Here is a 12,149-nt window from a genome sequence, read left to right as displayed (position 1 = left end):
GCAAAACGTAAAGGTCGTCTGAAAACGTAAACCCTGTATTTCTCAGCGTTTTCATTTTCAGACGACCTTTTTCCGTCCTAACGGCGATATCCTGAGAGCAGAGAATTTCATGCTATACTTGAGAACTATTTTTAATTAAATCAAATCCTAATTCCCGCATGACTACCCCTGACTCCGCCACCGTAACCGAACACACCCGCCAATGGCTCGAAAAAGCCGTCATCGGACTCAACCTCTGCCCCTTCGCCAAAGCGCCGCACGTCAAAAACCTCGTGCGCATCAGCGTCAGCCAGGCCCGCCATCTGGACGGTTTCCTCGAAGACCTGGACCGCGAATTGCAGCTTTTGGGCGATACGCCCGCCGACGAGCTGGAAACCACCCTGCTTGTCCACCCGACCCTTTTCCCCGACTTCGACACCTTCAACCAAATGCTCGACATTGCCGATGCCGCCGTTGTGGACAACGGTTTGGAAGGCATTGTCCAAATCGCCCCGTTTCATCCCGATTTCCAATTTGAAGGCACGGATTCAGACGACATCGGCAACTACACCAACCGCTCGCCCTACCCCACCCTGCACCTCATCCGCGAAGACAGCATCGCCAAAGCCGCACAAGCCTTCCCCGACGCCTCCGCCATTTTCGAGCGTAACATCGCCCTGCTCGAAAAAATGGGACACGAAGGCTGGGACAAGCTCGATATTCCCCGCTGCCCGTTTGATCACGGCAAAACCAAAGCATCCGAATAAGATTTCCAACAAAACAACATGATTCGCTACTTACTCATCTTTTGCGGCGCAGTTTCCTTTCTCTTAGGCATTATCGGCATTTTTCTGCCGATAATGCCCACCACCCCCTTCATCATCCTTGCCGCCGCCTGCTGGGCAAGAGCCTCACCCCGTTTCCACCGCTGGCTGCACCAACACCGCTATTTCGGCCCCATGGTGCAAAACTGGGAAAACAACGGCGCCGTCCCGCGCAAAGCCAAAATCTTCGCCATCAGCATGATGAGCCTATCCTGCATCTTCATGTTTTGGCGCTTTCCCGAACAATGGTGGATAGGCGCAGCATCCACATTGGGCTGCGGCTGCGTCGCCGTCTGGATGTGGTTGCGTCCCGAACCCTGAGTCGTGTTCAAAATCCGATATTCAATTATAGTGCCTCTTTAGCTGAATACCATGCAGCAACAAACTATCCTCAAACCAAACTTCTAATCCCAATATACATAGAATATTGACATCAAAAAATTCCGTGTCTAATATCATTATCATGGAATTACAAAGACAATCGGCTTTAAGACAAGCCTCTGACAACAAAGATGTGATTGATCCCAAGAAAAATAAATGAGGAATCCCTTTATGAATAAATTTATTTTAACCCTTTGTCTTGGCGCGTCTTCCGCCGTCTCCTTTGCCTGTTCGCCCGGCATTGGCGGCGGCCCTTCCGGAGACCCCCATTGTATGGCCCCTATTTTGGCAAACGATCCCTATTACAATGGTTCTATGAATAATGGTCAAGTAAGCAGACCTAAGACCACTACTATATATCTCCCTTCTAAATACGGTGCTGTAGCTGTGAATCCGGATACAGGTTACGTAAGCGGCGTATTAAATCAGGACTCTTTGTCTAAAGCGAAGGAAACTGCTCTGGCTGAGTGCAGGAAAAGAGATTCTCAAGGTTCATGCAAAATAGTTTCATGGGTTAGGAATGGATGTATTGCTGGAGCCGAAGGCAAGGCAATTAATCCTCCGGGGCATTGGCGTTCTTTTTATATGGGTACAGAAAAAGGATTAGCAGAAGCTGTCGCATTGGCGAAATGTAAAGCTGATTCTAGCCTGAGCAACTGCCGTATTATTTTACCTGAAGGCTGTTCTCTCCCCTGACATTTAACAATCCTAATGGTCGTCTGAAAACGCAGTTTCCGTTCCGAAACCGTATTTTCAGACGACCTTTTGTCATTTCAAAGCATCGGTTTTAAAATATCCGCAACACAAACTGCCAAAAGGAAAACCGCCATGGCACAATTCTTCGCCATCCACCCCGACAACCCGCAGGAACGCCTGATCAAACAAGCCGCCGACATCGTCCGCAACGGCGGAGTCATCGTGTACCCCACCGACTCCTGCTACGCGCTCGGCTGCAAACTCGGCGACAAAGCCGCGATGGAACGCATCCTCGCCATCCGCAAAATCGACTTGAAACACCACCTGACCCTCATGTGCGCCGATTTGAGCGAATTGGGCACTTACGCCAAAGTCGACAACGCCCAATTCCGCCAGCTCAAAGCCGCCACCCCCGGCAGCTACACCTTCATCCTGCAAGCGACCAAAGAAGTCCCGAACCGCACGCTGCACCCGAAACGCAAAACCATAGGCCTGCGCGTGCCCGACAATACCATCGCCTTGAGCCTGTTGCAGGAATTGGGCGAGCCGCTACTCAGTTGCACCCTGATGCTGCCCGAAGACGACGAGCCGCTGACCGACCCTTACGAAATCCGCGACCGCCTCGAACACAGCGTCGATTTGGTCATTGACGGCGGCTGGTGCGGTACTGAGCCGACCACCGTCATCGACATGACCGACGGAACGGAACTCATCCGCCAAGGCAAAGGAGACACCGCCCTATTCGGTCTGTAAATCCCAAAAACCAAAAGGTCGTCTGAAAACCCAAATCGGTTTTCAGACGACCTTTTGATATTGCCCTAGCCGAAAACAATCGGCTTCTTGGGAAATCAACGATGCTGCGGGTTGTAACGGTTTTCCAAGCGCAGGAACACCCAACCTAAGAAAGTCGTCATCATGAGATAAATCAGCGCGACGGTATAGAGCGGTTCTTCATAAACGGAATAGCGGCCGCTAATCGTGCTTTGCACATAAGCCAACTCCGCCACGGCGATAACGGACAAGAGCGAGCTGTCTTTCAAAAGCGTAATAAATTCGCTGGCAAGCGGCGGCAACATACGGCGCAAAGCCTGCGGAAGAATCACATAGCGCATAGCCTGCGGATAAGTCAGCCCCAGCGAACGCGCCGCTTCCATCTGACCGCGGTCGATGGACTGGATGCCCGCGCGGAAAATCTCGCAGATATACGCGCCGGAGTTGGCAATCAAGGCAAGCGAACCGGCAATCAGCGCGCCGTAAGAACGTCGGATTTCCACCGCCTCGTCGCCGTTAATCAGCAAACCGTCGGTAGGATGGACGAAAAACGGGAACCAGACGTAAGACCAAATCACAATCTGCACAAACAGCGGCGTACCACGGAACAGCGTTACATACAGCAGCGAAACCTTACGCAAAACCCAAGCCAGCGCGCGCATGGGTGCACCCGCTTTTTCCAGATGAATCAAGCGCGCCAGCGCGAGCAGCAGACCCAATACGGAGCCGCCCGCCGTCGCCACTACGGTCAAACCCAGCGTCGTCAGCGCGCCGTAGAAAAACATCCAGCGGTATTCGTAAATAATGTCAAACCGAAAATCCATACTCGTCCGCCTGTCTAAAACTCCGGGAAACGGTTTGCGGCAGCCGCCCGATTCCCGAACATTGGAAAAATGAAACTCGATATTTTACAAGAAAATACATTCTTTGAATGCCTTTTTGTTAAATTAATCGGGTTGCCGTCCGTTTTTTACATTTCCCCGCCCGTCGCACCTATCCGCCCATTGCCCCTCTTAAATCCGTTTTCCTCTGAAAAAACAACGCCAAACAATCCCAATATGCTGCCGTAAAATTGACCGTCCCAATAAAAAAGCGGATAATCCGCCCATCCTTAAAACACCTTTTCAGACGACCTTTCCCCGTGATTCAAAAGGTCGTCTGAAACCTTTTATAAAGCACAAACATGAAAGCACCCGAACTCCTCCTTCCCGCCGGCGGCCTCGAACGTATGCGCGCCGCCTACGACTACGGCGCAGACGCCGTTTATGCCGGCAGCCCGCGTTACTCCCTGCGCGCCCGCAACAACGAATTTGCCAAACTCGACGTCCTCGAGCAAGGCATTAAAGAAGCGCACGAGCGCAACAAAAAATTCTTTTTGACCGTCAACACCCTGCCGCACAATTCCAAACTCAAAACCTTCGTCGCCGACATGGAGCCGCTGATTGCCATGAAACCCGACGCGCTGATTATGGCGGATCCGGGTTTGATTATGACCGTGCGCGAAAAATGGCCGGAGATGCCGATTCACCTGTCCGTACAGGCCAACACCACCAACTACTGGGGCGTGAAATTCTGGCAGAACATCGGCGTCGAGCGCATCATCCTGTCGCGCGAATTGAGCATGGAAGAAATCGCCGAAATCCGCCAAGAATGCCCCGACATCGAACTCGAAGTCTTCATCCACGGCGCATTGTGCATCGCCTACTCAGGCCGTTGCCTATTGTCGGGCTATTTCAACCACCGCGACCCCAACCAAGGCACCTGCACCAACTCCTGCCGCTGGGACTACAAAGTCCACAACGCCACTGAAAGCGATGCGGGCGACGCCCAGCTTCTGCAAGGTTTCAACTTTGAAAAAGCCCAAGAAGAAGCCAACCAAAACTTCGAAGGCATCAACGGTCAGAAACGCCACCCCTACGCCGACAAAGTTTTTCTGATTGAAGAGTCCAACCGCCCCGGCGAAATGATGCCGATTATGGAAGACGAACACGGCACCTACATCATGAATTCCAAAGACCTGCGCGGTATCGAAGTCGTTGAGAAACTCGCCAAAATCGGTGTGGACAGCCTCAAAGTCGAAGGCCGCACCAAGTCGCTCTACTACGTCGCCCGCGTCGCCCAGTCCTACCGCAAAGCGATTGACGATGCCGTCGCAGGTCGTCCATTCGACTACGGTTTGCTGAGCGAACTTGAAGGCCTCGCCAACCGCGGCTACACCAGCGGCTTCCTCGAACGCCACCAAACCCAAGACTATCAAAACTACCTCAGCGGCCATTCCACCGCCAAACAAAGCCAATACGTCGGACACGTTACCGAAATCGACGCCGAAGGCTGGGCAACGGTGGAAGTCAAAAACCGCTTTGCCGTCGGCGACACTTTGGAAATCATCCACCCCGAAGGCAACCAAACCGTCACGCTGGAACAAATGACCCGCAAAGGCGCAGCCGTCGAAGTCGCCCCGGGCAACGGCATCCAAGTCAAAATCCCGAATATGCAGGGCAAAGAAAAAGCCTTGTTGGCACGGGTCATCAAATAATCATGAGGTCGTCTGAAAATTTTCAGACGACCTTTTGCCTTTTGTTAAGGAACTGTATGAACGAACAAACCAAACAGGCGGCTCAGACCATAGGTCGTCTGAAACGTAAAGCCAGCGACGAAGAACGGCTGCAAGGCTGGCGCGAAACCTGTGCCGAACAAGGGTTAAGCGGCGAATTTATCCTGACCGCGAAGCTCAACGGCGCGGCTTATACCGAGGAAGAAGCCCGCATGGTGGCGGAGCTTTTCGGCAAATAAACTGACAATTTATTATTTTAAAATTACAAATCATATCAAAACTTGACAAAATTACCGATTTTGATTATAGTCGTATCTGAGTTAACATTGCCGATTTGACACAGCTTGCGGGCATAAACAGCTAAAGCGTATTTTCATTTTCTGCTGTTTTTATTCCTTTCTTTATATCCAAGCCCGTTGTGTACAGCATCGGGCTTCTTTTTTTTCCGGAAGTATCAGGAAGTATTTATGATTATTTTGGACAACGTTTCCAAACATTACCAAACGCGCGACAAAACCCGTTTTGCCGCCGTCGTGCCGACCAGCCTCGAAATCCAAGACGGCGAAATCTTCGGTCTGATGGGCTATTCCGGCGCGGGCAAATCCACCCTGTTGCGCCTGATTAACCTGTTGGAACGTCCCGACAGCGGCAAGGTCAACGTGTGCGGACAAGAGCTGACCGCGCTCGATGCCGCCGCATTGCGTCAGGCGCGGCAGAATATCGGCATGGTGTTTCAGCAGTTTAATCTTTTGAGCAACCGCACCGTTGCCGACAATGTCGCCTTTCCTTTGGAAATCGCCGGATGGCCGTCTGAAAAAATCAAAGAACGCGTCAAAGAATGTCTTGAAATCGTCGGCCTGACCGAACGCGCCGACCACTATCCCGCCCAGCTTTCAGGCGGGCAGAAACAACGCGTCGGCATCGCCCGCGCGCTCGCGCCCAAACCCCAAGTCATCCTCGCCGACGAACCCACTTCCGCCCTCGACCCCGCCACCACGCGCAGCGTCTTGGAATGTTTGGAAGACATCAACAAACGCTTCAACGTTACCATCGTCATCGTAACCCACGAAATGAGCGTCATCCGCCGCCTGTGCGACCGCGCCGCTCTTTTGGATAAAGGAAAAGTGGTGGAAATCATCGAAGTACGCGGCAACCAAATCCACGCCCAATCCGAAATCGGGCGCGAGCTGATTCGGGAGGACTGATATGGCAGACTTAACATTCGAACAAGCCGTTTCCACCATCGTCGGCATGAAAGACGAAATCGTCCGCGCCTTGGGCGAAACCTTCGTTATGGTCGGGTTGTCCACCACGATTGCCGTCATCTTCGGCACACTCTTGGGCGTCTTGCTTTTCGTGACTTCCAACCGCCAGCTTCATTACAACAAGCCGGTGAATTTCCTGCTCGACAACTTAGTCAACCTGATGCGCGCCTTCCCCTTCGTCATCCTGATGATTGCCATGATACCCGCCACCCGCGCCATCGTCGGCAGCACCATCGGCCCGATTGCCGCCTCGCTGGTATTGAGCGTGTCCGGCCTGTTTTACTTCGCCCGACTGGTGGAACAAAACCTGCGCGAAGTCCCCAAAGGCGTGATTGAAGCCGCCACCGCCATGGGCGCATCACCGCTTGCCATCGTCCGCAAAGTCCTCTTGAACGAAGCGCGCGCGGGCATGGTTTCCAGCATCACCGTCCTCGCCATCGGCCTGCTCTCGTACAGCGCGGCGGCAGGCATGATAGGCGGCGGAGGCTTGGGCGACCTCGCCATCCGCTACGGCTACTACCGCTACCAAACCGAAGTCATCATCTTCATCGTCGCCATCCTCGTGCTGCTCGTTATCCTGATTCAAAGCACCGGCAACGCATTGGCGCGGAAATTGGACAAACGTTAAACCTCACAAACGTAAACAAGGTCGTCTGAAAATACACCTGATGCATTTTCAGACGACCTTTTGAGTGAAAAATACAACATGAAATCCGCCAAAAAAATTCTAATTGCCGTTTATTTAGTCAATATCGGCAATATCCTTTGGTACTTTATTGGCCCCATGAACCATATGCCGAAAATATTGTATATAGGCCTGAGTATCGGCATCTTTCTTGCCCAACTCGTCATCTTGGAAAAATTAGAACACCCGCCCTCCGACGTCAACGCGCACAACAGCAAAATGATGCGTAACGATATGGGTTTCTTCATTTTATTGTGTGTCGGGCTATTGGCTGTCTTTATGATATGGTCCCTTATCGCCTCCCCTGTCCCCATCTGGGGCATCCTTTCATTTGACGATATGGTTTCCATAGGGGAAATGAACGGATCAATTGGCACGATGGACATCGATGAAATGGGCGAAATCAGCGAGCCGGATGAAAGTGCCATGATGGCAGAAGACTATGATGATGAAATGGACGGACACGCCGTAATCGACGGAACAGATGAAATGTATGAAAGTGTCGATACCGCCTTTGATATTTCTCCGTTCGCCACCTCGTTGGATTGGCTCAAGCTCATCTCAGCCCTGACTTTTAAAGCGGGATTGATTTGGCTGTGTTACCGTTCCGCCAAAGGCCTGTACCTCACCATAAAAAACCGTCCCGTTTCCCATAAATGGATTTAAAATCCCAACTGTCCCGACGGCAGAGGCCGTCTGAAAAATCGACTTAACACTTACCAGGAGTAAAACATGCAGACAAACACCTTCTTCAAAACCCTTTCCGCCGCCGCGCTCGCCTTGATACTGGCAGCCTGCGGCGGTCAAAAAGATAGCACATCCGCCGCATCTGCCGCATCGCCTGCCGCCGACAATGGCGCAAAAAAAGAAATCGTCTTCGGTACGACCGTCGGCGACTTCGGCGACATGGTCAAAGACCAAATCAAACCTGCGCTGGAGAAAAAAGGTTATACCGTCAAACTGCTTGAATTCGCCGACTACGTCCGCCCCAACCTCGCTTTGGCAGAAGGCGAACTGGACATCAATATTTTCCAACACAAGCCTTATCTGGACGACTTCAAAAAAGAACACAAATTAGACATCACCGAAGCCTTCCAAGTACCGACCGCTCCTTTGGGCCTGTATCCGGGCAAACTGAAATCGCTGGACGAAGTCAAAGACGGCAGCAGTGTTTCCGCGCCTAACGACCCGTCCAACTTCGCCCGCGCGCTGGTCATGTTGAACGAATTGGGCTGGGTTAAGTTGAAAGACGGTGTTAATCCGCTGACCGCTTCCAAAGCCGATATCGCCGAAAATCCGAAAAACATCAAAATCATAGAGCTTGAAGCCGCACAACTGCCGCGTAGCCGCGCCGACGTCGATTTCGCCATCGTTAACGGAAACTACGCCATGAGCAGCGGCATGAAGCTAACCGAAGCCCTGTTCCAAGAACCGAGCTTCGCCTACGTCAACTGGGCAGCCGTCAAAACCGCCGACAAAGACAGCCAATGGCTCAAAGACGTAACCGAAGCCTACAACTCCGACGAGTTCAAAGCCTACGCGCGCCAACGCTTCGCAGGTTACAAATACCCTGCCGCCTGGGGTGAAAACGCAGCAGCCGGTGCGAAAGCCGAAGCCGCTTCTACTGCTTCGGCAGCAAGTGCCACAGCAGCCTCCGCAGCAAGCACCGGTGCTTCCGCAGCAAAATAAACTGTAAGCCCTAAAGCAAAAGGTCGTCTGAAACCCCAAATCAGGTTTCAGACGACCTTTTTGCCGTATATGGCGGAAATATAGTGGATTAAATTTAAATCAGGATAAGGCCTAAGGAGCGGGAAATATGGCTGCGAAGGTCTCAGGTCGTCTGAAAACCTGATTTGTCAGGAATTTCAGACGACCTTTGGGTGATTGGGGGAAGCGTTTGCCAAATATAGGAAGCTGCTGTTTTGTACTTATTGTCAGGCTCTCTCCAGCCATGCACTCAAACCTCCTCCGTCGCGGTTTTCAAGTTTCAACGTCAGGCCGTGGAGTTTGGCGATGTGTTCGGCGATGGACAAACCCAGTCCGCTGCCTTGGGCATTTTGTCCGGCAGGACGGTAGAAACGTTCTTTAATCCGCGACAGGTGTTCGGGGGCGATGCCGGTGCCTTGGTCGCGTACTTCGATACGGTCAGCGTGAAAATACAGTCCAACCTCGCTGTTTTCGGGCGAATAGCGCACAGCGTTGTCGAGCAGGTTGCGCAACATGAGTTGCAGTAGCGCGTCGTCGCCTTGCAGGAGGGGCGGCTCGGCAAGAAATTCGCGCTTGAGGCGGATGCGTTTTTCGCGGGCGGAGAGGTTGGTGTTTTGCAGCACTTGGCTGCTGAGGCTCTCCCAATTGATGGGGGCGGTATTTTTCAGGCCTTGTTCGGGATCGAGCCGTGCCAGCGTGAGCAGTTGGTTGATTAGGTGTTCGGCGCGGTTGAGGCTTTGTTGGATTTGTTGCAGGTGGTAGGGCTGTTCGGCAGTGTCGCTGAGGGCGAGGACTTCAGCCTGCACTTTCAATGCGGCAAGCGGGCTGCGCAGTTCGTGGGCAGCATCGGAGGTAAAGCGTTGTTCGCGTTCGATGCTGGTCTGAACGCGGGCGAACAGGCGGTTGAGGGCGTCGACCAGGGTTTGGGTTTCCTGCGGTACGGCGCGGCTGACGGGGGCAAGGTTGTCGGCGCGGCGTTCGGACAATTCTGATGCAAGCTCTTTAAGCGGGTAGATGCTGCGTTTGACCGCCAGATGCAGTAGCAACACCATCAGCGGCAGAACAAGCAGCGAGGCGGCAAGGTGTGCCCAAACAATGTTCCACAAAATTTCAAGGCGGTTGCGCCAGGGTTGGACGACGGCGACTGTCTGTCCGGTTTTCCCGTCGTGGTAATAGATGACGCGTAGGCTTTTTTCCTGCCAAGGCTTCCCGATGTCGGTGAAGCCGGAAATTTTGCGGAATGGAATTTCTTTACCCCTTTTGTCTGAGAGCAACAGCCTGCCGTCTGCATTCCAGACGGAGATGCCGTTTTGTTTGTCTTCTGCAAAACCGGTATGGCCTTTGCCCAGGCTTTTTTTTACTTTGGGCAGCAGCACGGCTTTTTCCGGTTCGATGTAGGGCAGTGATTGGGCAAGGTCGCTCATCTGACTGTCGGCGGATTCGTTCAGTTCGTGTAACGCCATTGCCAGTGAAACAGCGTTGGCGGCGAACCATGCCAAGAGCAGTCCGCTGCCGATATAGAGTATCAGGCGTTTGCGGATAGAAGTTTCGGGCGGAAGCTTTTTAAACATGGAACGACCTTTTTGTGCAAGGGAGCTGTTTCTTCAATTTTTGCGTTTTCAGACAACCTTAAGGCATTTCTCCGAGTTGGTAACCCAATCCGCGCTTGGTTTGAATCACGGATGAACCGATTTTTTTGCGCAGGTTGTGGATATGCACTTCGACCGCGTTGCTTTCAACTTCTTGATCCCAGCCGTATAGTTTGTCTTCGATTTGGGCGCGGCTGATGATGTGTTTCGGATTGGCGACCAGCATTTCCAGCAGCCGCCATTCGCGCGCGGTCAGGTTCAGCGGCTTGCCGCCAAGTGTGGCGGTTTGGGCGGAGGTATCCAAATACAGGCTGCCAAAGGTCAGGCCGCTGTCGCTGCGTCCGTGGCTGCGGCGCACCAAGGCATTCAGCCGTGCTTCAAGTTCTTCCAATGCAAACGGTTTGCACAGGTAATCGTCCGCGCCGCTGTTCAACCCGGTCAGGCGGTCGGGCAGCGCATCGCGTGCCGTCAGAATCAGCACGGGTAGCGTCAGACCTTGTTTGCGCCAGTGCCGCAATATTTCTATGCCGTCGATGTTCGGCAGACCCAAATCCAACACCGCCGCATCATAAGGCGCAGCCAGTGGTGCGGACTGTCCTTGAGCGCCATCTGAAAACCAGTCCACCGCCATACCGAGTTTTTTCAGCCCGGCGGCAATACCGTCGCCGATGTGCGGGTCGTCTTCCACCAGCAGGATACGCATAAAGATACTCCTGTTTGTTCGGATAAATGCAGTGAATTCAAATCAAGACGCTCTGCCCCGCCATTTCCCGCCTTCGCAAGAAAAGGTATGACGAAAACCGGGTGCCTCTATTTTAATTGGCTCTATATGATATGGATTATATAGCGGATTGGCTTGAAACTCGTTTTGTTGTACTGCCTTGCTTCAAAACAATATTGTAAGGCAGGGTCGTCTGAAAACCAAAGTCGGGATGGCAATGGAACATCATGCAGACTGCCCGTTTTACCCTTGGTTTCAGGCTGAGGCCTGTCATTAAAACAGGCTGGGCTTAAGTAGAACTTAAGAAATTTGGAGGAATAAATATAAAATAAAAACAATAATTTGAATAAAATTTATAGAAAAATCTTTTTCTTAAGGTTCGCTTAAGTTTGGCTTGTTTTAATACGCTCAATCCAGCAGACACTGTTGGCAGATTTCAAATACACAAACATTTTTATCCGACAAAAAAGGAAACATCATGAAATTCAGCAAAAAAGGTCTCATCATCGCCGTCGCAACCGCTCTGACCATCGGTACTGCCAGTGTCGGTGCATATGCCGCAGGTGCCATACCCGGAACCAAAGCCGCCGCTTTCTCCAGTAGCAAAATCAGTGCCGCCCAAGCTGTCGATTACGCAGTGGCCAAAATTCCCGGCCGCGCCGTCGAAGTCGATTTCCGCCACAAAAACGGCCAGAGCTACTATAAAGTAGAAATAGTTACCGATGACCAGAAACAAGAAGTCTTCGTCGATGCAGCCAACGGGCACATCATCGAAAGCCGCCCAGACTACGACAAAAAACCGCTCCAACCGCTGCCGAACACCAATATTTCCCTGAAACAAGCGATTGCCGCAGCCGAAGCCAAAACAGGCGGCCGCGCGAAGGATGCCGATTTGAGCTATAAAAAAGGTCCGTCGGTTTATAAAGTGGAAACCGTCAACAACATCCAAAAATACGAAGTACGCGTCGATGCCAACA

The 12,149-nt window shown here is 52.3% G+C and carries 14 protein-coding genes; 11 read left to right on the top strand and 3 right to left on the bottom strand.

The genetic code is table 11. The features are described 5' to 3' along the window. Positions 1–158: 158 nt before the first annotated feature. From HMPREF1051_RS11200 to HMPREF1051_RS11190, 4 genes are all read left to right on the top strand, one after another. Positions 159–746 carry a DUF1415 domain-containing protein gene (locus HMPREF1051_RS11200; protein WP_003768799.1) on the top strand — a complete coding sequence of 196 codons (588 nt, stop codon included), beginning with the start codon at positions 159–161 and terminating at the stop codon, positions 744–746. Positions 747–764: 18 nt separating this feature from the next. Then, positions 765–1,124 (top strand): YbaN family protein, encoded by a 360-nt coding sequence (locus HMPREF1051_RS11195; RefSeq protein WP_003768761.1) that lies wholly within the window; start codon positions 765–767, stop codon positions 1,122–1,124. A 231-nt stretch (positions 1,125–1,355) separates the two neighbouring features. Next, a complete protein-coding gene (locus tag HMPREF1051_RS13755) occupies positions 1,356–1,880 on the top strand; it encodes a DUF4189 domain-containing protein (protein WP_094112536.1) in 525 nt (174 codons plus the stop codon). A gap of 132 nt (positions 1,881–2,012) precedes the next feature. Beyond that, on the top strand, positions 2,013–2,633 hold the full coding sequence (locus tag HMPREF1051_RS11190) for an L-threonylcarbamoyladenylate synthase (protein WP_036493117.1): 621 nt from the start codon (positions 2,013–2,015) through the stop codon (positions 2,631–2,633). Between the two features lie 95 nt (positions 2,634–2,728). Here the strand turns inward: HMPREF1051_RS11190 and HMPREF1051_RS11185 are convergent, their stop codons facing one another. Further along, positions 2,729–3,475, bottom strand: a complete 747-nt coding sequence (locus HMPREF1051_RS11185) for an amino acid ABC transporter permease (protein WP_003768779.1) — start codon at positions 3,473–3,475, stop codon at positions 2,729–2,731. 359 nt (positions 3,476–3,834) lie between these two features. Between HMPREF1051_RS11185 and yegQ the strand changes: the two genes are divergently transcribed. From yegQ to HMPREF1051_RS11155, 6 genes are all read left to right on the top strand, one after another. Then, positions 3,835–5,187 (top strand): tRNA 5-hydroxyuridine modification protein YegQ, encoded by a 1,353-nt coding sequence (yegQ, locus tag HMPREF1051_RS11180; RefSeq protein ID WP_003768744.1) that lies wholly within the window; start codon positions 3,835–3,837, stop codon positions 5,185–5,187. Between the two features lie 56 nt (positions 5,188–5,243). Beyond that, positions 5,244–5,444, top strand: a complete 201-nt coding sequence (locus HMPREF1051_RS11175) for a hypothetical protein (RefSeq protein WP_019270508.1) — start codon at positions 5,244–5,246, stop codon at positions 5,442–5,444. Positions 5,445–5,672: 228 nt separating this feature from the next. Further along, positions 5,673–6,410, top strand: a complete 738-nt coding sequence (locus HMPREF1051_RS11170; protein WP_003768813.1) for a methionine ABC transporter ATP-binding protein — start codon at positions 5,673–5,675, stop codon at positions 6,408–6,410. Position 6,411: 1 nt separating this feature from the next. After that, positions 6,412–7,098: a methionine ABC transporter permease gene (locus HMPREF1051_RS11165; protein ID WP_003759977.1), complete on the top strand. Its 687-nt coding sequence runs from the start codon at positions 6,412–6,414 to the stop codon at positions 7,096–7,098. Between the two features lie 165 nt (positions 7,099–7,263). Beyond that, positions 7,264–7,821 carry a hypothetical protein gene (locus tag HMPREF1051_RS11160; protein ID WP_231286319.1) on the top strand — a complete coding sequence of 186 codons (558 nt, stop codon included), beginning with the start codon at positions 7,264–7,266 and terminating at the stop codon, positions 7,819–7,821. 66 nt (positions 7,822–7,887) lie between these two features. Continuing rightward, complete coding sequence (locus tag HMPREF1051_RS11155; protein ID WP_003768759.1) at positions 7,888–8,844, top strand: MetQ/NlpA family ABC transporter substrate-binding protein; 957 nt, start codon at positions 7,888–7,890, stop codon at positions 8,842–8,844. 245 nt (positions 8,845–9,089) lie between these two features. On the opposite strand, the gene HMPREF1051_RS11150 is transcribed toward HMPREF1051_RS11155, so the two are convergent. Together HMPREF1051_RS11150 and HMPREF1051_RS11145 are read right to left on the bottom strand one after the other, a co-directional pair. Further along, the gene (locus HMPREF1051_RS11150) at positions 9,090–10,433 is read right to left on the bottom strand and encodes an ATP-binding protein (RefSeq protein WP_003768782.1); all 1,344 of its coding nucleotides are present in this window, start codon (positions 10,431–10,433) and stop codon (positions 9,090–9,092) included. 58 nt (positions 10,434–10,491) lie between these two features. Further along, positions 10,492–11,154: a response regulator gene (locus tag HMPREF1051_RS11145; RefSeq protein ID WP_003768778.1), complete on the bottom strand. Its 663-nt coding sequence runs from the start codon at positions 11,152–11,154 to the stop codon at positions 10,492–10,494. Positions 11,155–11,650: 496 nt separating this feature from the next. Between HMPREF1051_RS11145 and HMPREF1051_RS11140 the strand changes: the two genes are divergently transcribed. After that, the coding region (locus HMPREF1051_RS11140) for a PepSY domain-containing protein (RefSeq protein ID WP_003768774.1) at positions 11,651–12,149 on the top strand (499 nt) is incomplete at its 3' end.

It is taken from the genome of Neisseria sicca VK64, from assembly GCF_000260655.1.
GTDB classification, from domain to species: domain Bacteria; phylum Pseudomonadota; class Gammaproteobacteria; order Burkholderiales; family Neisseriaceae; genus Neisseria; species Neisseria sicca_B.
Note: the sequence above shows the minus strand (reverse complement) of the source record. Positions and strands in the feature narration are given on the sequence as shown.